Here is a 22,701-nt window from a genome sequence, read left to right on the forward strand (position 1 = left end):
TCCACTTTATTTCATACGTTGTAAAAAACAAGGTGTGATGTCGAATGAAGTGGATTTCTATCCATTCCAAAAAACGTTTACGTATTTTATATGTTTTGTTTTTGTGCGTAGCTGTAGCGATAGTTATTCGGTTATTTGTTTTACAAGTATTTGATCAAAAAGAATTGACACAAAAAGCAGAAGAAAACTGGGATCGTGAAATTCCTTTTGCCAATGAGCGAGGACATATTACGGACAGGGATGGTAATAGTATTGTGACCAATAAGCTGGCGCCTACCTTATATTTTATGCCTTCGCAAAGTAAAGATATTGCAGGAGCAGCCGCACAAATAGCACAGGTACTGGAAGTAGACCAACAAAAACTGTTGGAAAAGATGCAGAAAAAGGCGTACTTAGTAAAGCTAGCACCTGAAGGGAAAAATATTTCCTACGAGAAAGCTGTTCAACTACAAGGCATGCAAATTGAGGGATTATATAGTGGTGTGGATTACTCAAGAGATTATCCTTATGGCACGCTTCTATCGCGATTTTTAGGTTTTACAGGATATGATGCGCAAGGGCTAGCAGGTATAGAATATGAGTATGACAAACTATTGCGAGCAAATTCTTCAGCTATACGACTTTTTACAGATGCCAAAGGTAATAACTTACCCAATGTTGCAAGTGCATGGAAAGCAGGAGAAGATGGGGCAACAATTGAGCTAACGATTGATGTCGATGTACAGCAAGTCGTTGAACGTGAATTATCACAGGCAATGGAACGTTATGAAGCAGATCAGGCAATGGCGGTAGCAATGAATCCTAATACAGGTGAAATACTAGCTTTAGCCTCCTATCCAACCTTTCATCCGGCTGAATATCAACAGGTCGAGCCGGCTATCTACAATCGGAATTTGCCGGTGTGGATGACCTATGAGCCAGGTTCTACTTTCAAAATTATTACGCTTAGTGCTGCTTTAGAAGAGAACTTGGTGGACTTAGAAAAGGATACTTTTTACGATCAAGGCTATACAATGGTTGCCGGTGCTAGACTGCGCTGTTGGAAGCGTGAAGGTCATGGACATGAAACGTTTTTAGAAGTTGTACAAAATTCTTGTAACCCTGGTTTTATAGAATTAGGTCAACGTTTGGGTAGTGAAAGATTATTACAGTATATTAAAGACTTTGGTTTTGGAGAAAAAACAGGCTCCAATATTGCTGGTGAAGCTTCAGGGATACTATTTTCGAAAGAGGCATTTGGCCCTGTAGAACAAGCGACCACTTCATTCGGTCAAGGGGTAGCCGTAACACCGATCCAGCAGGTGCAAGCAGTAGCTGCTGCAGTCAATGGGGGCAAGCTGTATACGCCGTATGTTGTAAAGAAAATATTTAATCCAGATACAGGTGAAACGATTAACGAAACAAAACCAGTTATTAAAAGGCAAGTAATTCGTGAAGAAACGTCTGCAAAAGTACGTGAAGCATTAGAGTCGGTAGTAGCGAAGGGGTCAGGTCGACAAGCGTATCGAGATGGTCTACGTATTGGGGGTAAAACAGGTACAGCACAAAAAGTTGAAAATGGCCGGTATAAAGATGGCGAGTATATCGTATCTTTTATAGGCTTTGCACCAGCCGATAATCCACAAATTGTCGTATATGTAGCGGTGGATAATCCGAAGAAAACAACGCAATTTGGTGGCGTGGTAGCGGCTCCGATTGTTGGTCAAATTATTGAAGATGTAGCACCTTTTATTGGCATTGAAAAATCAAAGGAACAGCTTGAAAAGGATTATCGTTGGGGTGACCCACTTACTGTGAAAGTACCTAGTTTTATTGGTCAAACGAAGGATGACATTGCCAAGCAACATTATCCATTCCGTATTGAATGGCATGGAGAAGGAGCTAAAATTGGTAGTCAATTACCTGAAGTGGATAGTGTTATCAAACAAGACGGCACCATTCATTTATATTTAGTGAACTAATGTAACTTTACCTTTAAAAAAAGGGAAAGAACCACTATTATTATGAAGGGTAGTAATAATTATATGAGAGTTTGTGCTTTTTTCGTGAAGAAGAAAGTGAAACAAGATTTAAAGGAGATTTTTCAATGAAACTCGCAACAACGCTTACCATTTTAGCTATTGCTTTTATAGTAACAGTTATCTTGGCACCAATTAGTATTCCACTTCTTCGTCGATTGAAGTTTGGGCAAAGTATTCGTGAAGAAGGACCAAAATCACACATGAAAAAAGCAGGTACACCAACAATGGGGGGCATTATCTTTTTAATCGCCATCATCCTTACAACAGTTGGCATTGGCAGCTTTTTAGATTTATTCACCTCACAAACCGTGGTCCTTTTACTTGTGCTCGTAGGCTTTGGCTTGATTGGCTTTTTAGATGACGGCTTGAAGGTTATCTTTAAACGCAATCTTGGGTTGACATCTATTCAAAAGTTAATAGGGCAAATTGTCATCGCAATACTTGCATACTTCTTATTACACGCAAGTTCTTTTGATACCACATTAGCTATTCCTTTTACAGACTGGACAATTGATCTTGGTATTTTTTATGTAGCGTTTTTAATTTTCTGGTTAGTTGGTTTCTCTAATGCTGTTAACCTAACAGATGGTCTAGACGGGCTAGTGGCAGGTACAGCTTCTATTGCTTTTGCGGCATTCGGTGTAATTGCGCTATTCCAAGATCAAGCTGATATCGCTTTATTTACATTTGCGGTAACGGGTGCTTTGTTAGGGTTTTTACTATTCAATGCAAACCCTGCAAAGGTATTTATGGGAGATACCGGTTCACTTGCACTCGGTGGTGCATTAGCGATGGTATCTGTCTTAGTTAAAGAAGAGTTTTTACTTGTATTAGTTGGATTAGTGTTTGTTATTGAAACACTATCTGTCATTTTGCAGGTGGGTAGCTTTAAAATTCGCAAAAAACGTATTTTTAAAATGAGTCCTATCCACCATCATTTTGAATTATCAGGTTGGTCAGAATGGAAAGTTGTACTTGTCTTTTGGTCAACTGCTTTAGCAGTAGCATTGATTGCAGTCTTATCGGAGGCGTTCTAATGAGAGAGTATACAGATTTACAACATAAAAAAGTCCTTGTTTTAGGCCTAGCTAAAAGTGGTGTTGCAGCAGCGGAGATTTTACATGAGCTTGGCGCCTTTGTGACAGTCAATGATTCTAAGCCGTTTGATGAAAGCCCTGATGCACAAGGTCTATTGCAAAAAGGCATTACCGTTATTTGTGGTCGTCATCCCGAGGATTTACTTGATGAAGGCTTTGAAATAGTCGTCAAAAATCCAGGTATCCCATATAGCAATAACATCGTAGCAGATGCGATAAAACGTGAAATTCCTGTATGGACAGAAATAGAGCTTGCTTATTTAATTAGTGATGCACCATTTGTTGGTATTACTGGTTCTAATGGTAAAACGACAACGACGACATTAATATTCGAAATGCTGGAAAATGGTGCGAAGAAGCCATTAATCGCAGGTAATATTGGGACCGTAGCTTGTGGAGTAGCAAAAGAAGCGCAAGAAGATAATGTCATTGTGACAGAGCTTTCATCATTCCAACTGATGGGTACTAAAACATTTAAACCAAAAATTTCTATATTAACAAATCTTTATGATGCACACCTTGATTATCACGGTACGTTTGATAACTATGCTGAAGCAAAATTTGGCGTAACACGCAATCAAGATGAAACAGATTATTTCATTTTCAATGCGGATCAGCCGATTGTTGTGGGCTATGCTGCAAAATCCAATGCACAGAAAGTGCCGTTTTCGTCGAAAGGACGTACCGAGCAAGGGATTAGTGCCGATGATACAACAATCTATTGGCAAGGTGAACCGTTTATGGACAGAGCGATTATTGCATTGCCAGGTAAACATAATTTAGAAAATATTTTAGCGGCAGTAGCAGCTTGTATATTGATCGGCTGCGAAAAAGCTAAAATGGAAGAGGTTTTAGCTAAATTTGGAGGTGTCCGTCACCGTACCCAATTTGTACGTGAGTGGAATGGACGGAAAATTTATAATGATTCTAAAGCAACTAATTGCCTAGCAACGAAAAGTGCGCTGGATGCATTCCAAGCACCCGTTATTTTGCTAGCGGGTGGTTTAGACCGTGGACATTCTTTTGAAGAGTTACGACCTTGCATGGGGCATGTCAAAGGTGTAGTAGCGTTCGGTGAAACGGGCTTACGCTTTGTAGAATTTGCTAAGTCTTGTGGAGTTTCACAAACGGTCATTGCTCAAAATGTAGAGGATGCAGTTCATTATGCCGCACCAATGTCTGCAGAAGGAGATGTTATTTTATTATCACCTGCCTGTGCAAGTTGGGATCAATATGACAGCTTTGAAATCCGTGGGGATGTTTTTATTGATGCTGTAATGAAGCTGTAACGAGCCTGTAACTATTTTAGAATATACTTGACGTGGAAGGATGGCATTACTGAGAGGGAAAGAAAGCTATTTATTGCTCGTAACAACTTTGATGCTATCAGTAATCGGCATTATTTTCGTCTATTCTGCAGGTACCTATTGGAGTGCCGTTCATTATAGTGGAAAAATGCCGTTTTATATGAAACAAAGTTTGTATTTTGGGGTAGGCATTGTCGTGTTTTTCATCACGATTCGATTAGAAATCTTGAAAGAGCAATCCTTTTGGAAGATGGCTTATCTATTTTCGTTGGTTTTACTTGTCCTTGTTCTTATACCAGGGATTGGTCTTGAGCGAAATGGTTCACAAAGTTGGATTGGTGTTGGACCATTAACCATACAACCTGCTGAAATAACGAAAATTACCGTTCTTGTTTACATGAGTCATATATTGGCGCAACATAAAACCGGAACACCAGTAGTAAATTGGCGTCATGCCGTAATAGTAATAATACCGGTTGCACTGATTATGCTTCAGCCCGATTTTGGCTCTGTTTTTATACTCGTTGTCTCTGTTTTTTTACTGTTATTTGTGGCAGGTTATCCGTTAAAACTTTATGCAATGATTATGGTAGCGGGAGTTGCTGGATTAGTAGGATTGATTGCAACAGCACCTTATCGACTTAAACGAATTGAAGCGTTTCTTGATCCATGGGCCGACCCTTTAGTCAGTGGTTTCCAAGCTGTACAATCGTTAATGGCAATTGGTCCAGCAGGGATTTTTGGACATGGCTTTGGCCAAAGTAGACAAAAGTTCTTGTATTTACCTGAACCACAAAATGATTTTATTTATGCGATTATTTTAGAAGAAATCGGTTTAGTAGGTGGACTTGTTATTTTAGCGCTGTTTGTGTTGACAATATACGCTGGTTATAAGTTTGCAGTACAGGCTAAATCAAGAACATCCTATTACGCCATTATTGGACTTGTGACAATGTTGACGGTGCAGGCATTTTTAAATATTGCAGTAGTAATCGGTTTGGTTCCTGTAACCGGTGTCACATTACCTTTTATTAGCTATGGTGGAACATCTTTAGTAACAATGTGGTTAATAATAGGTATTATTTATCAATTAGCGAAATAAATATAAAGGAGGAGTACTTTTATGGAGAAAGTAATTGATATAGAAGATCGCATCCCTACGCTAAAACTGCGACGAAAAAAGCGTACAAATCGTAAATTCATAGTCCTAATATTACTTTTCTTTTTGGTGCTAGCTGTACTCCTTTATTTTCAATCTCCTTACAGTGATATTAAAAACATTACGGTGAACGGTGCTAAACTAGCTGACGAGCAATATTACTTAGATGCTAGTACACTTGCACCAGGAAAGTCGATGTGGGGTTTTACGGTTAAAGATGTAGAACAGGCTATACTAAAGGACAAATGGGTGCAAGAGGTACAAGTGAAGCGTAAATGGCTGAGAGGCGTAACGATTGATATTAAGGAATGGAAAAAAGTTGCGTATCTAGCGGGTGATGGAACCTATTACCCATTATTAGAGAACGGTAAAAAATTTGAGCAAGCTGGCGACAATATCCCGATTGATGCGCCCGTTTTTATTGGCATAACGGGGGAAAAGACCATTAACAAGCTTGTAGAACAATTAGCCCGTTTAAAACCTGAAGTTTTAGCTTTAATCTCACAAGTCAATACTAACAGTAATGAGGCCAATCCTAATGCGGTCAAGCTTTATATGAATGACGGCTATGAAGTACGTGCAGTGATACCAACATTAGCTGAAAAGCTAAATTATTATCCATCCATTGTTGCGCAAATTGCAGATTTAGAAAAGGGAGTTATCGACATAGAAGTCGGCTCTTATTACCGTCCCTTTAATGATGAGTACAACAAAGTGAACATTGATATGGAGGACAACCCTGATGGAAAAGTGGCCAATCAGGAAGTGAATGAAGATGAACAACAAGAAACAGACTAGCAAAGGGAATTTCTTTACGAGGAAACAATTTGAGCTGCTCATCGTTTGCATAACAACTGGGTTTATCATCGGCTATTCTTACAACCAAGCGAAGGACAATCGCCAAAGTAGCGCCATTAAATCAGAGCTATTTGAACAAGAAGATTCATATCGTGAGGAGCTCATTGAACAACAAGAGCGCAATAAAGAACTCACAGAAGAAGCCAACATGTTACAAGAAAAGATTCGGCACTATGAAAAGAAATTTGCATCAAATGAAAAGGATTCTAAGAACTTAGTTCAAGAAGCAGAAGATTTACGATTATTGTTAGGTGATTTAGATTCAGAAGGAAAGGGTATACGTATTACACTTCAAGATGGTGATTACGATCCTAAATCTGTAAACCCTAATGATTATATCGTCCACGAAAGTCATGTTTTTAAGTTGCTAAATGAATTAAAAATTTCTGGAGCACAAGCGATTGCCATTAATGGACAACGGGTCATGGCGAATTCTTATATTAGATGTAATGGCCCTGTTATTACAATTGACGGCAAGCAACACCCAGCTCCATTTGTCATCGAGGCAATTGGGGATTCGGCGACACTCCGCGCTTCATTGAACTTAAGTGGTGGTGTAGTAGATCAGTTGCTAAATGACAACATTGTGGTGTCCTTAGAAGAAAATCAAAAGTTAATGATGCCTAATGTCAAAGTAGAAAGTTAAACATGGGCAGAAAGTTATGTTAAGCCTCCTGTGGATGTCCTAGATCATTATTTGTATTTATGAAATGCAAAGTCTAAATTTGATGATATCAAGGAGTAATTGTTTGCGATGCGTCTAGGAGGGGCTATTTTGAAAAAAAATATGTACACCCGAATAACGATCGTGCTATTTATTATCGGTTTGATGATAGCGGTACAATACAATACCATTCAAAAACCAGCTGAGCGAGATACACGAGATATTTGGGCCATACGAGAGGAATTAGCAGAAGAAAAGAAAAGGCATTCCACATTATTAGCAGATATTCGCTCACTCAATGAGGTAGTGGGTCGCTATGAGCAATCTGAAAAAACTAATTTACAAGGTGTTTTAAATGAGACAGTAAATCGTTTAAAACAACAGGCAGGTCTTACGGATATAACAGGTCCTGGGGTGATACTTCGAGTGGAGCCAGCCCCAGAATTAGTAGCAATGGGGTATGAAATAAAAGAGATTTCTCCAGACTTACTGACCCAATTACTGAATGAATTATTTAAATATGATGCTGCTAGTGTTGCAATTGATGGAAATCGTATTGTTCATACCACAGCTATTAGGGACATCAATGGGAAAACAACAGTGAACAGTGTAGCACTGTCTTCGCCACCATTCGAAATTTATGTTGGGACAACGACATTTAAGGCAGCTCAAAAAATGTATAATTCCATTCAAGCTTCAACATTTATCGATTCATTTTATTTAGATAATTTTAATTTAGTGATAGAGGAGCCGACTGAATTGGTAACCATACCGGCATTCGATCAGCCATTGACGAATGATTATTTAACAGAGGTCAAAAAAGGAGAATAAACTATGTGGCTACCATTTCTAGGTTTGGTGCTTGGACTAGCATTAGGCTTGTTAACAAATATCCAAATCCCCTCTATTTATGAAAATTATTTGTCTATAGCAGTGCTGGCTGCTTTAGACACGTTATTTGGCGGTATACGAGCTCAATTACAGCAAGTATATGACGATAAAGTATTTGTATCAGGTTTCTTTTTTAATATAGTTCTTGCGGCGGGACTGGCATTTTTAGGTGTGAATTTAGGCGTAGACTTATATTTAGCAGCCATTTTCGCTTTTGGAGTACGTTTGTTCCAAAATATAGCAATCATTAGGCGTATTTTACTAACTCGGTTAGATGAAAAACGTCACAACAAGAAGAAAACTTCCATAGAATGAGAGAAAAATTGACCAAAATACTCGATTTGCTTAGACATTATGCAAGATTTACAATAGAATGAAATTAAGAGCATTTTCAAGGAGGTGCAGCGAATTGAATCAGCAGGAATTGTATATATCACTCGATATAGGATCTTCCTCTATCAAAGTATTAATAGGTGAAATGAGCGACGGACAATTACATGTAATTGGGGTCGGTAATGTAAAATCGAATGGTGTTCGAAAAGGTGCGATTGTTGATATTGATGCAACAGTTCAGTCTATTCGGAAAGCAGTAGAACAAGCAGAGCGGATGACTGGTTATCAAATCGATGAAGTCGTTTTAGGCGTTCCAGCGAACCAGACGATGTTACAACTAGTTAAAGGTGTTGTCGCTGTAAATAGTGAAAATAGAGAAATTACAGATGATGATTTAGACAGAGTGGTAGAATCTGCACAAGTCATGTCAATACCTCCTGAACGTGAATTAGTCAACATCATTCCTAGACAGTTTATAGTAGATAATTTAGATGAAATTAAAGATCCACGAGGTATGATAGGTATTCGTCTCGAAATGGACGCGACAATGATTACGACCTCTAAAACGTTGTTACACAATGTACTTCGTTGCGTAGAGAAAGCAGGATTAAGCATTAGAGAAATATATTTACAACCACTGGCTGCTGGTTTTTTTGCATTAACGGAAGATGAGAAAAACCAAGGAACAGCATTTATTGAATTGGGTGGTGGCTCAACGACTATTGCAGTATTTGAAGAAGGGCTACTGACACACACTGGTGTTATTCCAGTAGGTGGTGACCATATTACAAAAGACATTTCAATTGTTTTAAAAACACCGACAGATCAAGCGGAGCAAATAAAACACCAATTTGGACATGCCTTTTATGATGATGCTTCAGACGATGAACTGTTTGAAGTGCCAGTTGTAGGTACAGATTCTAGGGATCAGTACAGCCAACGCTATATTTCTGAAATTATTGGTGCAAGATTAGAAGAATTATTTGAACTAGTAATTGATGAGTTAGCACGTTTAGGCGTTCGCGATTTGCCAGGCGGTGTTGTTTTAACAGGTGGTGTTGCAAAGCTAGATGGTATTGCTCAATTAGCACGCCAAATACTGCAAACGCGTGTTAGAATATATACTCCAGATTATATTGGCGTTAGAGAGCCTTCATTTACGACGGCAGTTGGACTGATTCGTTACGCCTATTTAGAAGATGATTTTTACGGAAAAGGTACGAATACGCAGCCTATTGAATATGCGGTTGTTGGTGCACAAGCGCCTGCATCTAAAAAGCAAGAATATGCTGCACCTTCAGAATCAAAAGGAAGCGTAATCGGTAGAGCAAAAAAATTATTTGATAAATTTTTTGATTAACTTGAATGCGTAATGAATGATACAGAGTCGAGTTACCGTGGGAGGAAAAAAGAATGTTAGAATTTGATACAAGTGTCGATCAACTTGTAGTTATAAAAGTCATTGGTGTGGGTGGTGGCGGTAACAACGCTGTTAACCGAATGATAGAGCATGGTGTACAAGGCGTTGATTTTATCGCTGTGAACACGGATGCACAGGCTTTAAATTTATCGAAAGCTGAAATTAAGCTACAAATCGGTACAAAGCTTACACGTGGTTTAGGAGCAGGAGCTAATCCAGAAGTAGGGAAAAAAGCGGCAGAAGAAAGCCGTGAACAATTAGAAGAAGTATTACGCGGAGCGGATATGGTATTCGTTACAGCTGGAATGGGCGGAGGCACAGGTACTGGTGCTGCACCAGTTATCGCACAAATTGCCCGTGATTTAGGAGCTCTAACAGTAGGTGTCGTAACACGACCGTTTACTTTTGAAGGGCGCAAACGACAAACACAGGCAATCGGTGGTATCGGAGGCATGAAAGAAGCTGTAGATACTTTGATCGTCATTCCAAACGACAAGCTCTTACAAATTGTCGACAAATCGACTCCGATGCTGGAAGCTTTCCGTGAAGCGGATAACGTTTTACGTCAAGGTGTACAAGGTATTTCGGATTTAATTGCAACACCAGGTCTTATCAACCTAGACTTTGCGGACGTAAAAACAATTATGTCTAACAAAGGTTCTGCGTTAATGGGTATTGGTATTGCGACAGGTGAAAATCGTGCTGCAGAAGCTGCTAAAAAAGCAATTTCAAGTCCATTACTCGAATCATCTATTGATGGCGCTAAAGGTGTACTGATGAACATTACAGGTGGTTCTAACCTAAGCTTATTTGAAGTACAAGAAGCGGCAGATATTGTGGCATCGGCTTCAGATGAAGAAGTGAATATGATTTTCGGTTCGGTTATTAATGAAAATTTAAAAGATGAAATCATTGTTACGGTGATTGCAACAGGTTTCTCAGAAGAGGCATTACAACAACACCGAGGAAATGCGCGTCCGAGCATTAATAATAATCGACAAGCTGCTCCACAACAACAAGCGCCAATTCGTGAGCAACGTCAAGAAGTTCATGTACAACAAGAACAACCGCGTCAAAATCATCAAAATTATGCACAAGATGATATGTTAGAAGTACCTGCATTTTTACGTAACCGTAAAAATCGTGGATAATCAAAGAGGCTGGGACAAAAGAGAAGAAGTGTTAGATTGACTGCCATCAATCTAACACTTTTTTGCTATGCCGTTGTTGTCCGCTACGGCGGTGCTTTCCGCGGGCACACCGTAAGCCGCAACCCTCGCTAACGCGCGGTCTGTTGCGTCTAACATTATGTGCTGTTCCCGCTGGAGTCAGTGCCTTCGCTACCAACAACTAGTGAACACTTCTAATTTTTTTAATTGCAAAAGCAAGAATAGCTAAGGTCTCCATATAGCAAAAAATTATGAACAGCTTTCGTCTGTTTCTTAAATTTTTTTAGTTATGTCCCAGCCCCTTTTTAAGTGCCAGTCACGCAAACAATTCTGAATTGTTTGCGTGACTGGCACTTTTTGTGTAAGGAAACGATGTTTTTTGTCAAAACATTTTTAGGAAATCATGCGATTGTTTGACAATATTTGTAGCGCTGGCATGCTAACTTTGTAAGTAGGAGGCGGCTGTTATGTATGGAGAATGGCTGGTGCTCATTAATACGCTTTATAATCTAGCAATACTGACGTTTACAGCAAAAGTTACAGGCGTTTTTGTAAAGAATACGAGATTATTAATGAGTTCAATAATTAGTAGTTTAATAGCTGTAATTGGTGGTCAAACGCTACTTACGATTGTGCTAAGTTTCATTGTACTAATCGGTCTAGCCTTTCGCTTTAAGCTTCGAAGCTTTCAAAAGCAAGGGCCGATTGTCCTGACAGCTACCATCGTTATCGGCGGACTGTTAACAGCATTACAACCGTATTTAAAGAATCTTTCTGTCATGCATTTTATTGTACTTTGCTTATTGCTCGCAGTTGGTAATTTAATCATTTTTTATAAGCAATGGGGCTTTGTTAAGCTGGAGCGAGTAAGTGGACAATTTGTATTTCAAACAACCTTGAAGGTTTTTGACAAAGAAATTCCACTTTCGGCATTTGTAGATACAGGCAATCAATGTATCGAGCCGTTATCGGGAAAACCTGTCCATTTTGTTTCATATGCAGCGCTACGGCCTTATTTACCAGCGACAATTCATGAAGCATTAATGCAATGGCGAGAAACAGATCCTTACGATGTATCAATGTTTTCAGTAGATTATCAGCGTCTTATTCGATTTATTCATGTTAATACTGTACAGCAACAAACAGTAGTTTTAGGTTTTCGCTTTGATGAATGGCATATAAAAGGCGAGTCATCACAAGTGAAAACAAATGAATATATCGTGTTAACGAAAAAAGCTAAAAATTTTCCACATAGCACAGCAGCAATTTTACATTTTTCAGCGCTTTCAAATAACTCATAGAGGGGGAGAACTATTGCTTCTTAGGCTACTTGCTAGCTTGAAAAAATTATGGGGTAAGTTTCGGAGTCGTGAAACGTACTATATAGGGGGAAATGATTCATTGCCAGTGCCACTAAGTCGAGAAGAAGAAGTCACAGTCATTGCATCCTTTATGAACGGAGATTTACGAGCTAGAGATACACTTATTGAACGTAATTTACGTCTTGTTGTTTATATTGCTAGACGTTTTGATAATACGGGTACGCCGATTGAAGATTTAATTAGTATTGGTTCGATTGGCTTAATAAAGGCGATTGAAACGTTCAATACAGATAAAAATATTAAACTTGCAACGTACGCATCACGTTGTATTGAAAATGAAATTTTGATGCATTTACGTAAAACGAGTCGCATGAAGGGTGAAGTTTCACTAGATGAGCCACTAAATTCTGATGCTGACGGAAATGAATTATTATTGTCTGATATTTTAGGCACAGAGGAACATATTATTTTAGATAATGTTGAAAAGAAAATTGAACGACAACATATGTTCCATGCCATTAATTTATTAGGTGCACGTGAAAGATATATTATGGAATGTCGTTTCGGTTTAAACGGAAAAATTGAAATGACACAAAAAGAAGTAGCCGATCATTTAGGTATTTCGCAATCATATATTTCTAGGCTAGAAAAGAAAATTATTCAAGATTTACGAGAAAATTTAAATCAGCCAATATCTTAGATAGGGAAATTTATCCTACCTAAAATTGGTCGCGCTTTTTCTGCATATTCTCGATTCTGTCGGACAAACTGATGTAACGGTTTAGTCAGAGAATAACATCCGGAGGAATCGAATATGCGAACAAAAGTAGATCTTTGCGGCTTAGATACATCGACTTTGCCAATTTTAAAGCACGAAGAAATGAAGGAACTCTTCATTCGATTACAAGCAGGAGAAACCGAGATTCGGGAAGAGCTTGTAATGTGCAATTTAAGGTTAGTGCTAAGTATTGTCGGACGATTTGCCTATAGGGGTGAACAGGCAGATGATTTATTTCAGGTAGGCTGTATTGGCCTCATGAAAGCCATTGATCATTTCGATTTAAAGCATAATGTGCGATTTTCAACATATGCTGTACCAATGATCATTGGTGAAATTCGTCGCCATCTGCGTGATCATCATGCACTACGTGTTTCTCGTTCTCTTAGAGATATTGCGTATAAGGCGATGCAGGCAAAAGAACAATGGATAACCGATAATTTGCGAGAACCAACGATTGAAGAAATTGCTGAAATGATTGACATGAAAAAGGAAGATGTATTATTCGCTTTAGATGCCATTCAAGACCCAGTATCATTACAAGAGCCTATTTATGCAGACGGTGGAGACGCTGTTTATATGATGGACCAATTACGTGATGATGATGTATCGGAAGATCAATGGGTTGCCTACGTGTCGGTGAAGGAAAGTTTGCAAAAATTAGATGTACGTCAGCAAATGATTGTAGCAAAGCGTTTTTATTATGGTGAGACACAAACTGAAATTGCCAAAGAATTAGGGATTTCCCAAGCGCAAATTTCACGTCTTGAAAAAAATGCCATTGAAACAATGCAGAAAGATTATAAGTGAGTAGACAATGCGCACCCGAAACTTTCGGTGCGCATTTTATCTTCATTGATAAAAATAAAACGATGGTACATGTCATAGATTTTATTAAAGCTAATAAAGAACAATAATGTGAGCATGTTGCTCTGTGTAGCAGCAAGTTAGCATTTAACAATGCAAGTTTTAGCTTAAATTAAAATTGACACTGGAATGAGTGGTATTGATTTAGTAGGAGGGATACAAATGCGTTTCTCAATGTTACAGCAAAAAGAAGTAATAGAAGCAGGCAATGGACGTTTTTTAGGCTTTGTCGTAGATGCAGAGGTATCGAAAGAAACTGGCTATGTAACTGCGTTTATGATTGCAGAGCCGAGAAAGTATCTAGGTTTTTTTAGAGGAGAAGAGTCGATTAGAAAAGTCCATATGAAGGATGTTCTTGTTGTAGGAAAGGATGTCATTCTAGTAAAGGCATTATCGTAGAATCATAGCATCTGTGTGGCTTGCTTCTATTTTTTGAACAGTAAGACTGTAGCCTCTCATGTCGTTTAAGCAACGTGGATGTATCAGTATTAATAGGTCAGGCTATTCATTGATAAATCAAGAGTTGCTTGTTACAATAAAGGAAACTAAGTTGTAAAGTTGGGAAAAACAGTGACGAAAATCTTAACAAATTTAGACAAAATTAATAGTCAAATTCAAACAGCACAACAACGCTCAAATCGTGAAGCAACTAACGTTCAAATTATTGCTGTAACGAAAGAGGTTTCCGTTGAAAGAACACAAGAAGCAATTGATGCAGGGCTTATACATTTAGGTGAAAATCGTCCTGAGGGCTTAAAGCAAAAAATTGAAGCCATTCAAGCAAATGTACACTGGCATTATATTGGATCATTACAAACTCGAAAAGTAAAACAAGTTATTAATGAAATTGATTACTTACATTCATTAGATCGTTTAAGTTTAGCTGAAGAGATTGAAAAAAGAGCAACAAAACCTGTAAAATGTTTTGTACAAGTTAATGTGTCAGGTGAACAATCGAAGCATGGTTTAACGATTGATGACGCAGTTACATTTATTGAATCTTTACAAAACTTTACGAAAATTCAAGTTGTAGGTCTAATGACAATGGCACCAAATACAGAGGACGAAACAATCATTCGCTCTGTTTTTAAGCAATTAAAACAATGTCAACAGCAAATAGCCGAACGAGGATTCGCACACGCGCCTTGTACCGAGTTATCAATGGGCATGTCTAATGACTTTGAAATAGCGGTAGAGGAAGGAGCTACATTCGTTCGAGTCGGAACGGCTCTTGTTGGAAATGAAAGAGGGGAACAGGATGAGCATGAAAAATAAAATTAAAAACTTCTTTTATCTTGAAGAAGAATTAGAAGAAGAAATCACGCAAGCTCCTATTCAACAGCAACAACCCGTGCAGCAACAACCGATTCATGCAGCTAAACCTAAAAAGGTCATTAAGGAACGTAAAGCACAGATTCATGAAATTGTACCGCAAAGTACAGCTGCCAATAATAATATTGTCAGTTTACAAGCAGCAATGAATACAAAGGGTGCGAAAGTTGTATTAGTAGAACCGAGAGTTTATGCAGAGGCACAAGATATCGCAGAAAACTTAAAGAACAAACGTGCAACGATTGTGAATCTACAACGTATCGATCGAGAACAAGGTATAAGAATCATTGACTTTTTAAGTGGTACAGTCTATGCACTTGGTGGAGACATTCAACGTATAGGCAAAGATATTTTCTTATGCACACCAGATAATGTTGAAGTGTCTGGCGAAATTTCAAATTTTATTTTAGACGATAATTAATAGCGAGGATTGTAGTTTATATGACTTTATATATCATTTTGCATTATGTGGATTTAGCATTTACTGTGTATTCATTTATGCTAGTTGCATATGTTTTAATGTCTTGGGTACCAGCTGCTCAAAGTTCAGCAATTGGCCGTTTTTTAGAAAAAGTATGTGAGCCGTATTTAGGGATTTTTAGAAAATTTATTCCAACTATTGGTATGATTGATATTTCTCCGATTGTAGCAATATTTATGTTGAATTTTATTAAAAACGGGCTTTTTATTGTAATTCAAAAAATATTCTTTATGTTTTAGTCAAAATCCTCACAGTTGGTGGGGATTTTTTGTGTAAAGGGGAAATACTAGGCTTAAAAAAGTAGTAGTTTCTAATGAATGAACAAATGGATGAGGTAGATGAGGTGAACGATAGATGGAGCATTTAATACAACATTTTAGGAAGGATGAGCAACCCTTTATTGAGCAGGTAGTAAGCTGGCAGCGCGAGGTAGAAGATCGTTATGCCCCTAAACTTACTGACTTTTTAGACCCAAGGCAGCGTTTTATTGTAGCATCTGTTATTGGGCAAAATAATATGCTCCATACAACAAGTGATGGTCTATTTCATGAGGCAGAACGTCAGCGCATGCTTATTTTCCCAACGTATTTTGAACCCCAGAAGGAAGATTACCAGCTGAAAGTGTTTACTATTCACTATCCTGCAAGGTTTGTGCAATTGCGTCATCCAGATGTACTCGGTGCCCTTTTATCTTTAGGGCTTGATCGTGCCAAATTCGGGGATATTCGTGTCAATGAACAACAAGTACAGTTTGTGGTGGCAAAAGAGGTGGCAGATTATGTACGCCTTCATTTAACGGGGATTGGGAAAGTAAAAGTACATGTCGAATCGATGAAAGAGTTTCAAGTGCTGATCGAAAATGAAGAGGACTGGCAGGAGGAGTCACATACGGTTTCTTCAATGCGTTTAGATGTCATTATCGCAACCGTATTAAAGATTTCTCGTCAAAAAGCCCAAGCACTTATTACGGGAAAGAAAGTGCGAGTAAACTGGACTGAACGAGATGCAGTTGCTTTTGAATGTCAAGAAGGTGATATTTTGTCAGTACGTGGAAGTGGTCGAGTGAAAATAATAATGACTGAAGGCCGAACAAAGAAAGATAAAATCCGTTTACAAATCGGTCGATTGACCCAAAAAGGCTAAAAAACATGTAATTTCCATTTATTTTTACTGCTAAGTTGTTAGAACAATTGTATAATAAGAATTACGAATGTACATGTAAAGGAGAGAAGGATCGTATGCCATTATCACCTATTGATATACATAATAAGGAGTTTACAAAATCTTTCAGAGGTTATGCTGAAGATGAAGTAAATGAATTTTTAGATCAAATCATTAAAGATTATGAAAAACTACTGCGTGAGAAAAAAGAAGTCGATAAGCAATTAGAAATGGCTTTAGAGCAAGCGAGACATTTTAATTCTTTAGAGGAAACATTACAAAAATCTATAGTTGTTGCCCAAGAGGCGGCTGATGAAGTACGCAGAAATTCGCAAAAAGAAGCAAAGCTTATTGTGAAGGAAGCAGAAAAAAATGCTGATCGCATCGTCAATGAGGCATTAACGAAAGCACGTAAAGTAACAATCGAGATAGATGAACTGAAAAAACAATCAAAGGTTTTCCGCAATCGTTTTAAAATGCTTGTAGAAGCACAGTTAGATTTACTGAATGCAGATGATTGGGATCATTTATTGCAGTATGATATTGATTTAACCGAAATTCAGTCTTCTGTTGAGGAAGCACAAGAGTCAGAAGAAATGTAAATAAGGCTTTTACTTAAAAAAGTGAAGGTATCATGTGATGAATATGACTTGACGCAATTCGTGGATTTCCATATACTATTGTAATAGTAAATAAAATAAGCACTTATATGCATAGAGGCAGAGACGAAGACAGTATTTGTTAGGCGTTGACAAGCGATTTGGGGATAGTGGGAGCCCATACAAGCAAATAACAAAGAAAATCACTTCTGAGCTAAATAACTGAACGGCTAGTAAGTTATTTCGGAGCGCACAACGTTAACGTGCTTTCAAGCGGTAGTATATTATGTACTACAACTAGGGTGGTACCGCGAGTTCAAGCTTCTCGTCCCTTACAGGGATTGAGGGGCTTTTTTGTTGTTACTGTTTTGACTTTGGGGCATCATTCGCAGGACATTCGAAATAGCATTGTTTAAATATTAAGCGCAAGTCGTGTTGCATTCACTTTGCTGAGGCTTTTAAGAAGCTGTATGCCATGGATGCTAAGCAGTTGTTCTCTGTTTGCAAAAAATAAAGGAGGAATTACAAATGGTTGAATATAAAGAAACCTTATTAATGCCGAAAACGGATTTTCCTATGCGTGGGAACTTACCAGCAAATGAACCAAAAATGCAAGAAAAATGGAATGAGATGGACATCAATAAATTACAAATGGAGCGTACAGCTGGTCGCCCAGAGTATGTGTTACATGATGGCCCTCCATATGCAAATGGTGATATTCATATTGGCCATGCGTTAAATAAAGTGATAAAAGATATGATTACACGCCATCGCTCCATGACTGGCTATCATGTCAACTATATTCCAGGTTGGGATACACATGGTTTACCAATTGAACAAGCTTTAACAAACAAAGGTGTTAAACGTAAAGAAATGTCCATTGCAGATTTCCGTGAGCTTTGTGAAAAATATGCTTATGAGCAAATTGACAATCAGCGTACACAATTCCGCCGTCTAGGCATTCGTGGCGATTGGGAAAATCCATATATTACGTTAAAACCAGAATTTGAAGCGCGTCAAATTGAAGTATTCGGTAAAATGGCGGAAAAAGGCTATATTTATAAAGGCTTAAAACCAGTATATTGGTCGCCTTCATCTGAGTCTGCATTAGCGGAAGCAGAAATTGAATATAAAGATGTTAAATCAGCTTCTATTTATGTCAGCTTTGCCCTTAAAGATGCAAAAGGCGTTGTGCCAGCCGATGCGAAATTTATTATTTGGACGACTACACCTTGGACACTACCTGCAAACTTAGGGATTTCGTTAAATCCAGAGTTTATCTATGTGGTTGTGGCAGTAGCAGATAAAAAATTCATTATCGCGAAAGAATTGTTAGAAACAGTTGCAAAAGAGCTTGAATGGGAAACGTATGAAGTTGTGCAAGAAGTAAAAGGGGAAGCATTAGATCGTCTTGTAGCCCAACATCCATTCTACGACCGTGAATCGCTTGTGATGGTCGGAGAACATGTTTCTGCGGAAGCAGGTACAGGTTGTGTTCATACAGCTCCAGGACATGGTGAAGATGACTATCAAATTGGGAAAGCTTATGGTTTACCTATTCTTAGTCCAGTGGATAACAGCGGTTGTTATACAGACGAAGCACCAGGTTTTGAAGGTGTCTTCTACAATGATGCAAATAAAATGGTTACTGCCAAATTAGAAGAAGTTGGCGCATTAGAAAAATTAAGCTTCTTTACGCACTCGTATCCACATGACTGGCGTACGAAAAAACCAGTTATTTATCGTGCTACACCACAATGGTTTGCGTCTATCGATGCCTTCCGTGATGAATTATTAGCAGCGGTTAAATCGACGACATTCACACCTGCTTGGGGTGAAACACGTCTTTATAATATGATTCGTGATCGTGGCGATTGGGTTATTTCTCGTCAACGTGCATGGGGTGTACCAATTCCAATTTTCTATGCTGAAAATGGTGAACCAATCATTACACCAGAAACAATTGCGCATATTTCTGCATTATTCCGTGAGCATGGTTCAAATATTTGGTTCCAAATGACTGCGAAAGAATTATTGCCAGAAGGCTTTACACATCCAGGTAGCCCGAATGGTGAGTTTACGAAAGAAAATGATATTATGGACGTTTGGTTTGACTCAGGTTCATCTCACCAAGGTGTGCTAGTTGAACGTGGACTGAAATATCCAGCGGATCTTTACTTAGAAGGTTCTGATCAACACCGTGGATGGTTTAACTCTTCGTTAATTACATCTGTGGCGATTAATGGCTATGCGCCTTATAAAGGCTTATTAACGCACGGTTTCGTTCTTGATGGCGATGGTCGCAAAATGAGTAAGTCACTAGGAAACGTTATTATCCCTCAAAAGGTAATGGACCAATATGGTGCTGATATTTTACGTCTATGGGTAGCATCTGTAGATTATACGGCTGATGTGCGTATTTCTATGGATATGTTAAAACAAGTGTCTGAAGTGTACCGTAAAATCCGTAATACATTCCGTTTCTTACATGGTAATGTAGCTGATTTCAATCCACAAAAAGATCGTGTAGCCTATGCAGATTTACGCGAAATGGATCAATACATTTATATGCGTTTACAAGATGTCTTAAAAACGGTGCGTGGTGCTTACGACCGCTATGATTTTGCGGCTGTCTACCATGCAGTGAATAACTTTGTTGCTGTAGAATTATCTTCTTTCTACTTAGACATCGCAAAAGATGTTGTTTATATTGAAGGGCATGACAATAAAGACCGTCGTGCAATGCAAACAGTCATGTATGATACATTAATGACATTAGTAAAAGTCATGACACCAATTATTCCACATACAACGGATGAGGTGTGGTCTTACTTACATGCACAAGGTGTTGTAGAAGAGATGTCAGTGCAATTAACTGATTTCCCATCAGTAGATGAGCAAGCAAACTTTGATGAGCTTCGTGGCAAATGGGCAGCGATTATCGGAGTGCGTGATGATATTCTAAAAGCATTAGAAGAAGCGCGTAATGCTAAAACAATCGGTAAGTCTCTTGAAGCGAAAATAACAGTTTATGCTAACCAAGAAGTGTTAACATTATTGCATGATGCCAACATTGATTTTGCCCAACTTTCTATCGTTTCTGCTTTTGAGGTAGCAGCAATTGAATCAGCTCCTGCTGAAGCGTTAGCGTTAGAACATGTTTCCATTGTTGTTGAAAAAGCAACAGGCGAAAAGTGTGAGCGTTGCTGGTCAATTTCTGCAACAGTTGGAACAAATGAAGCACATCCAACAGTGTGTGCTCGTTGTGCCGAAGTTGTTGAAAAATATTATGTATAAAAATTAATGAACAATGAGCAGCTCGATGATTTTAGATCGGCTGCTCATTTTTTTTTGAATGCGTGGAACATGTTGAACATACCGATCCAAATTAAGAACATAGTGGAAAGTAGACCATAAATGGGAGATAAGCGAGGATATCTAGATGAATAGCTTTTAGGATACAAACATGCAAAAGTAATCTTTATTTAAACAATATTTCAATTGTGTTTCGGTAATCCGTTGGAGATATTCCTACATATTTTTTAAATGTAAGGCTGTAATAATTGGGTGTATTAAAGCCCGAGCTTGCTGCGATTTTTTCAATGGTGTAGTCAAATTTTCGCAAGTAGGGGAGTGTTTTTATAATGCGTGTATACGCTACATAATCGACAAAATTACGACCCGTTTCTTTTTTAAATAATCGGCTAAAGTGAGTAGGACTAAAATTAATAGATTTCGCTACATCGCTAATAACTAGCTGTTCATCGTAATGCTCTTCAATGTAGTGAATAGCCTTTTGTAGCTGTTCATGCTTCGTTAAATCCTCATAAAATCGTATATGAATATTATCGACGGGTGGCTTTCTACGTGCTTTTCTAGCTTGACTATAGGATTCTTTGACTTGCATAGATTGCAAAAAAACACCACCAATGCCCATAAAAAGATGGATACTATAATCGTTTTTCAATTGCTCGATTACCGTCAGTAAAGTAGTGACGCCTTCTGTCCAATGTTTAAAAGATGTATACGTTATAGGAATCCGCATTAGCAGTAATAAGTAACGCTCGAAATTTAAAAAGGACAACGGTGCTTTATCGGCAAAATGTTGACGAAAAACATTTGTAATTACACTACTAGCATCGTAAGGAATTGGTCGGTTTTGCTGAATATCTACGTAGCCTTGAATTAAGAAAACGATATTGGGAATACAGTCAGTTGATAAAAAGGAAGAGGCTTGTACAATTTCCTGTTCATTGTTGATTTCTCCCCGTATTAAGCGTCTTAAAAACGCTTCGCGAAACGGCGATGTATGATCTTGAGGGAATTGTTGCGAAAGTTCAAGCATCGTGACTGTACTTGCTTGCTGTTCTTTATGGGAAGTATAAAGCTTTTTTACAATTCGTAAAAACTTTTGTTTGTGCAACGGTTTTATAAGAAGTGCTTGTAAATTTAATTCAATGGCAATACCTGCCGAGTACGCTAGGTGTACTGCAACAATTGGGACAATAATACTGTTAGGATAATGTTTCTTTAACCGATTGACCTTAATCCAATCAAATAATCCCCTAATTTCATAGACGAATATAACTACCTCGTGTGCACGTGGTTGTGTACATTCAGTAAATGTGTTAGGGAGGAATTCTTCTAACCACCCTAGCATTTGCTGTTTTTCAATTGAATTCTCAACGTACCATACGACGCTTAAAATACTAAACAGCCCCTTTCTAAAGTCAAAAAATATAATGAAGGTTAATAGAAATATTTTAACTTAAAATAGCAATATTTTGTACTAATACAGCAAAATATTGTACCTATATTATTGGAAAAATAGAATAGAATAGTTGTAGTGAATAATAATTTGAAATTTCAGATAATTATTCGTCTATACAAAAGGGGGTTAGTAATATGGCAGGAAGTCATGATTACGAGTATGTAGAAGCTGGAACTGTAGATGTGAAAGATTTGCCACCGTTAGATCCGACAACACATAAAATTATGAAGGATGAGTTTACTACAGGATTTAGCTTAACGGTATTTTATTTTATTTTAATTTTTACTATTCCAGTAATGAATTGGTTTGCTCCTGAATTTGCGTTTAAAAAATTGTGGGGAGGTATGACCGTTACTTGGTTTGTCACGACAATCGTCATGATGTTGATGGCTTTTGTGATTGCCTTTGTGCATACGACATTGTATGAAAAGCGCTTGAAAAAATATGAGATGTCAACGAAGTAGTGCAACT

The 22,701-nt window shown here is 38.1% G+C and carries 22 protein-coding genes and 1 other annotated feature; of the genes, 21 read left to right on the forward strand and 1 reads right to left on the reverse strand.

Features of this window, described 5'->3' with window-relative positions; translation table 11 throughout:
• The first annotated feature begins 44 nt into the window (after nt 1-44).
• The 20 genes from T479_RS04330 to ileS all read left to right on the forward strand — a co-directional run bounded on the left by T479_RS04330 (nt 45) and on the right by ileS (nt 20,756).
• Complete coding sequence (locus T479_RS04330) at nt 45-1,961, forward strand: stage V sporulation protein D (RefSeq protein ID WP_025218752.1); 1,917 nt, start codon at nt 45-47, stop codon at nt 1,959-1,961.
• 125 nt (nt 1,962-2,086) lie between these two features.
• Nucleotides 2,087-3,058: a phospho-N-acetylmuramoyl-pentapeptide-transferase gene (mraY, locus tag T479_RS04335; protein ID WP_024362143.1), complete on the forward strand. Its 972-nt coding sequence runs from the start codon at nt 2,087-2,089 to the stop codon at nt 3,056-3,058.
• Complete coding sequence (gene murD, locus T479_RS04340) at nt 3,058-4,407, forward strand: UDP-N-acetylmuramoyl-L-alanine--D-glutamate ligase (RefSeq protein ID WP_024362142.1); 1,350 nt, start codon at nt 3,058-3,060, stop codon at nt 4,405-4,407. The genes mraY and murD overlap by 1 nt, the downstream gene beginning before the upstream one ends.
• A gap of 40 nt (nt 4,408-4,447) precedes the next feature.
• Nucleotides 4,448-5,527 carry a putative lipid II flippase FtsW gene (ftsW, locus tag T479_RS04345; RefSeq protein WP_024362141.1) on the forward strand — a complete coding sequence of 360 codons (1,080 nt, stop codon included), beginning with the start codon at nt 4,448-4,450 and terminating at the stop codon, nt 5,525-5,527.
• Between the two features lie 21 nt (nt 5,528-5,548).
• Nucleotides 5,549-6,382 (forward strand): cell division protein FtsQ/DivIB, encoded by an 834-nt coding sequence (locus T479_RS04350; RefSeq protein WP_025218753.1) that lies wholly within the window; start codon nt 5,549-5,551, stop codon nt 6,380-6,382.
• Nucleotides 6,360-7,088, forward strand: coding sequence for a DUF881 domain-containing protein (locus T479_RS04355; protein WP_025218754.1), 729 nt, complete (start codon nt 6,360-6,362; stop codon nt 7,086-7,088). The genes T479_RS04350 and T479_RS04355 overlap by 23 nt, the downstream gene beginning before the upstream one ends.
• Nucleotides 7,089-7,217: 129 nt before the next feature.
• The gene (locus T479_RS04360) at nt 7,218-7,937 is read left to right on the forward strand and encodes a DUF881 domain-containing protein (protein WP_025218755.1); all 720 of its coding nucleotides are present in this window, start codon (nt 7,218-7,220) and stop codon (nt 7,935-7,937) included.
• Between the two features lie 3 nt (nt 7,938-7,940).
• Nucleotides 7,941-8,312, forward strand: a complete 372-nt coding sequence (locus tag T479_RS04365) for a small basic family protein (protein WP_024362137.1) — start codon at nt 7,941-7,943, stop codon at nt 8,310-8,312.
• 94 nt (nt 8,313-8,406) lie between these two features.
• Nucleotides 8,407-9,690 (forward strand): cell division protein FtsA, encoded by a 1,284-nt coding sequence (ftsA, locus tag T479_RS04370; protein ID WP_024362136.1) that lies wholly within the window; start codon nt 8,407-8,409, stop codon nt 9,688-9,690.
• A gap of 53 nt (nt 9,691-9,743) precedes the next feature.
• Nucleotides 9,744-10,901, forward strand: coding sequence for a cell division protein FtsZ (gene ftsZ / locus T479_RS04375; RefSeq protein ID WP_025218756.1), 1,158 nt, complete (start codon nt 9,744-9,746; stop codon nt 10,899-10,901).
• A 485-nt stretch (nt 10,902-11,386) separates the two neighbouring features.
• Nucleotides 11,387-12,220, forward strand: coding sequence for a sigma-E processing peptidase SpoIIGA (locus T479_RS04380; protein ID WP_025218757.1), 834 nt, complete (start codon nt 11,387-11,389; stop codon nt 12,218-12,220).
• A 13-nt stretch (nt 12,221-12,233) separates the two neighbouring features.
• On the forward strand, nt 12,234-12,941 hold the full coding sequence (sigE, locus tag T479_RS04385; protein WP_024362133.1) for an RNA polymerase sporulation sigma factor SigE: 708 nt from the start codon (nt 12,234-12,236) through the stop codon (nt 12,939-12,941).
• 114 nt (nt 12,942-13,055) lie between these two features.
• Nucleotides 13,056-13,829, forward strand: a complete 774-nt coding sequence (sigG, locus tag T479_RS04390) for an RNA polymerase sporulation sigma factor SigG (RefSeq protein ID WP_024362132.1) — start codon at nt 13,056-13,058, stop codon at nt 13,827-13,829.
• Nucleotides 13,830-14,048: 219 nt separating this feature from the next.
• Nucleotides 14,049-14,285, forward strand: a complete 237-nt coding sequence (locus tag T479_RS04395; RefSeq protein WP_024362131.1) for a YlmC/YmxH family sporulation protein — start codon at nt 14,049-14,051, stop codon at nt 14,283-14,285.
• Nucleotides 14,286-14,456: 171 nt separating this feature from the next.
• Nucleotides 14,457-15,161, forward strand: coding sequence for a YggS family pyridoxal phosphate-dependent enzyme (locus tag T479_RS04400; protein ID WP_024362130.1), 705 nt, complete (start codon nt 14,457-14,459; stop codon nt 15,159-15,161).
• The gene (locus T479_RS04405; protein WP_024362129.1) at nt 15,145-15,639 is read left to right on the forward strand and encodes a cell division protein SepF; all 495 of its coding nucleotides are present in this window, start codon (nt 15,145-15,147) and stop codon (nt 15,637-15,639) included. The genes T479_RS04400 and T479_RS04405 overlap by 17 nt, the downstream gene beginning before the upstream one ends.
• 20 nt (nt 15,640-15,659) lie before the next feature.
• Entirely contained in the window at nt 15,660-15,938 is a 279-nt protein-coding gene (locus T479_RS04410; protein ID WP_024362128.1) for a YggT family protein, read from the forward strand.
• Nucleotides 15,939-16,053: 115 nt separating this feature from the next.
• Nucleotides 16,054-16,842 carry a YlmH family RNA-binding protein gene (locus T479_RS04415; protein ID WP_025218758.1) on the forward strand — a complete coding sequence of 263 codons (789 nt, stop codon included), beginning with the start codon at nt 16,054-16,056 and terminating at the stop codon, nt 16,840-16,842.
• Between the two features lie 95 nt (nt 16,843-16,937).
• On the forward strand, nt 16,938-17,462 hold the full coding sequence (locus T479_RS04420; protein WP_024362126.1) for a DivIVA domain-containing protein: 525 nt from the start codon (nt 16,938-16,940) through the stop codon (nt 17,460-17,462).
• A 111-nt stretch (nt 17,463-17,573) separates the two neighbouring features.
• Nucleotides 17,574-17,795, forward strand: a binding site (T-box leader).
• 192 nt (nt 17,796-17,987) lie between these two features.
• Nucleotides 17,988-20,756, forward strand: coding sequence for an isoleucine--tRNA ligase (ileS, locus tag T479_RS04425; protein WP_025218759.1), 2,769 nt, complete (start codon nt 17,988-17,990; stop codon nt 20,754-20,756).
• A gap of 184 nt (nt 20,757-20,940) precedes the next feature.
• Here ileS and T479_RS04430 read toward each other — a convergent pair whose 3' ends face one another.
• Nucleotides 20,941-22,119: an AraC family transcriptional regulator gene (locus T479_RS04430; RefSeq protein WP_025218760.1), complete on the reverse strand. Its 1,179-nt coding sequence runs from the start codon at nt 22,117-22,119 to the stop codon at nt 20,941-20,943.
• 245 nt (nt 22,120-22,364) lie between these two features.
• Between T479_RS04430 and T479_RS04435 the strand changes: the two genes are divergently transcribed.
• A complete protein-coding gene (locus T479_RS04435) occupies nt 22,365-22,694 on the forward strand; it encodes a DUF485 domain-containing protein (protein WP_024362123.1) in 330 nt (109 codons plus the stop codon).
• Nucleotides 22,695-22,701 lie beyond the last annotated feature (7 nt).

Source organism: Lysinibacillus sphaericus (genome assembly GCF_000600105.1).
Lineage (GTDB): Bacteria > Bacillota > Bacilli > Bacillales_A > Planococcaceae > Lysinibacillus > Lysinibacillus sphaericus.

Bases quoted from the DNA above. Each gene is read 5' to 3' on its own strand.
- murD (WP_024362142.1), top strand. From the start codon at position 3,058: ATGAGAGAGTATACAGATTTACAACATAAAAAAGTCCTTGTTTTAGGC.
- T479_RS04365 (WP_024362137.1), top strand. From the start codon at position 7,941: ATGTGGCTACCATTTCTAGGTTTGGTGCTTGGACTAGCATTAGGCTTG.
- T479_RS04405 (WP_024362129.1), top strand. From the start codon at position 15,145: ATGAGCATGAAAAATAAAATTAAAAACTTCTTTTATCTTGAAGAAGAA.
- T479_RS04380 (WP_025218757.1), top strand. From the start codon at position 11,387: ATGTATGGAGAATGGCTGGTGCTCATTAATACGCTTTATAATCTAGCA.
- T479_RS04355 (WP_025218754.1), top strand. From the start codon at position 6,360: ATGAACAACAAGAAACAGACTAGCAAAGGGAATTTCTTTACGAGGAAA.
- T479_RS04415 (WP_025218758.1), top strand. From the start codon at position 16,054: ATGGAGCATTTAATACAACATTTTAGGAAGGATGAGCAACCCTTTATT.
- T479_RS04410 (WP_024362128.1), top strand. From the start codon at position 15,660: ATGACTTTATATATCATTTTGCATTATGTGGATTTAGCATTTACTGTG.
- T479_RS04330 (WP_025218752.1), top strand. From the start codon at position 45: ATGAAGTGGATTTCTATCCATTCCAAAAAACGTTTACGTATTTTATAT.
- T479_RS04435 (WP_024362123.1), top strand. From the start codon at position 22,365: ATGGCAGGAAGTCATGATTACGAGTATGTAGAAGCTGGAACTGTAGAT.
- ileS (WP_025218759.1), top strand. From the start codon at position 17,988: ATGGTTGAATATAAAGAAACCTTATTAATGCCGAAAACGGATTTTCCT.
- T479_RS04420 (WP_024362126.1), top strand. From the start codon at position 16,938: ATGCCATTATCACCTATTGATATACATAATAAGGAGTTTACAAAATCT.
- T479_RS04430 (WP_025218760.1), bottom strand. From the start codon at position 22,119: ATGCTAGGGTGGTTAGAAGAATTCCTCCCTAACACATTTACTGAATGT.
- T479_RS04395 (WP_024362131.1), top strand. From the start codon at position 14,049: ATGCGTTTCTCAATGTTACAGCAAAAAGAAGTAATAGAAGCAGGCAAT.
- mraY (WP_024362143.1), top strand. From the start codon at position 2,087: ATGAAACTCGCAACAACGCTTACCATTTTAGCTATTGCTTTTATAGTA.
- T479_RS04350 (WP_025218753.1), top strand. From the start codon at position 5,549: ATGGAGAAAGTAATTGATATAGAAGATCGCATCCCTACGCTAAAACTG.
- sigG (WP_024362132.1), top strand. From the start codon at position 13,056: ATGCGAACAAAAGTAGATCTTTGCGGCTTAGATACATCGACTTTGCCA.
- ftsW (WP_024362141.1), top strand. From the start codon at position 4,448: ATGGCATTACTGAGAGGGAAAGAAAGCTATTTATTGCTCGTAACAACT.
- ftsZ (WP_025218756.1), top strand. From the start codon at position 9,744: ATGTTAGAATTTGATACAAGTGTCGATCAACTTGTAGTTATAAAAGTC.